This is a genomic window from Vibrio sp. 1402 (genome assembly GCF_033340275.1).
Window position 1 is genome coordinate 1 of sequence record NZ_JAWOWE010000759.1, and the last position, 507, is coordinate 507.

At 46.7% G+C, this 507-nt stretch carries 1 protein-coding gene and 1 pseudogene; both read right to left on the minus strand.

Translation table 11 applies throughout. From position 1 onward, the window contains the following. A pseudogene (locus tag R7044_RS28330) lies at nt 1–184 on the minus strand (two-component sensor histidine kinase); the annotation flags it as partial. After that, on the minus strand, nt 177–507 hold a 331-nt coding region (locus R7044_RS28335), incomplete at its 5' end, for a winged helix-turn-helix domain-containing protein (protein ID WP_225456425.1). The pseudogene R7044_RS28330 and the gene R7044_RS28335, both read right to left, overlap by 8 nt.

Here is a 507-nt window from a genome sequence, read left to right on the forward strand (position 1 = left end):
GTATTAATTCTTTCTCAATGGCATTGAACTTACTGGAAATATAGCTGAAATCTTGCGAATAAAAGTGGCGCTCAATGGCGTACTGTAGGATGAAAGCCAAAGAAAAATAGGTCACAAACGTCATGCTAACAAACATCAGCACGAGCTTGTTTTTCATGGAAAAAGGCAGCGAGAACTTAGGCATCACGACTCTCTTCGAGTTTGTAGCCCATCCCTCTGACAGTGTGAATCAGTGGTCTATCGAACGGTTTGTCCACTTTGCTACGCAGACGTTTGACCGCCACATCAATCACATTGGTATCGCTGTCAAAGTTCATATCCCACACTAACGACGCAATGGTGGTACGTGAAAGCACTTGGCCAGTTTTGCGCATCAACAACTCAAGCAGGGCATATTCTTTGGCGGTAAGCGACATCGACTGCCCCGCGCGCGTGGCAACGCGTTTGATCATATCAAGTTCTAAATCTGCCACACGTAATGTTTGCGGCGATGCGACCACTTGCGCG